The organism is Candidatus Hydrothermales bacterium, from assembly GCA_039630235.1.
GTDB lineage: Bacteria > Hydrothermota > Hydrothermia > Hydrothermales > JAJRUZ01 > JBCNVI01.
Genome location: JBCNVI010000039.1, coordinates 1 through 839, shown reverse-complemented (window position 1 = coordinate 839; position 839 = coordinate 1). Strand labels below are relative to the sequence as shown.

Genomic DNA, 839 nt, shown 5'->3' with positions numbered 1-839 from the left:
AACAAGGCAGGTTTAGACAAAACTTGTTAGGCAAAAGAGTGGACTATTCAGGAAGGAGTGTTATTGTAGTTGGCCCAGAACTTAAATTATATCAATGTGGTATACCCAAAGAGATGGCTCTTGAATTATTTAAACCTTATCTTCTATATAAGATAATGAAAAAGTATAATGTGACTCTTAGAAAAGCGAAATTAATAATCGAAAAAAGGACTCCTGAAGTATGGGATATATTAGAAGAAATAATCAAACACCATCCTGTGTTGTTAAACAGAGCTCCTACTTTACATAGACCCAGTATAGAAGCTTTTGAACCTGTATTGATTGAAGGCAAAGCTATAAAAATTCATCCAATGGTGTGTGCACCATTTAATGCTGATTTTGACGGCGATCAGATGGCAGTATATGTGCCTTTAACCTTAGAAGCTTTAGCGGAAGCAAGGTTATTGATAATGTCTTATCATAATTTATTTTCACCTGCTAACGGGAAACCACTCATTGGGCCCACACAAGATATTGTGTTAGGTGTTAGTTATTTAACATCTATAAAACGTGGAGAAAAAGGTGAAGGATTTATTTTTAGTTCACCACAGGAAGCTTTATATGCATATACTCAGGGTTATATTAATTTGAATGCAAAAATAAAAGTATATGGAATAACTGAGATAAAAGAAGAAAATTTAAAAGATCCTTCTAAATGGGAAAGTTATACTTCGGTTGGAAGGATTATTTTTAATGAGATTTTACCAGAAGAGCTTAGATTTAAAAATTGCGTTGTTGGAAAAAAAGAGCTTTTTAATATAGTTCAAGAGTGTTATAAAAAATGCGGTAGCTATAGAACG

General features: G+C 32.8%; 1 protein-coding gene. It reads left to right on the top strand.

The features are described 5' to 3' along the window. Positions 1–38: 38 nt before the first annotated feature. Positions 39–839: DNA-directed RNA polymerase subunit beta' (locus ABDH49_09175; protein MEN3047111.1), on the top strand; the 801-nt coding region annotated here is incomplete at its 3' end.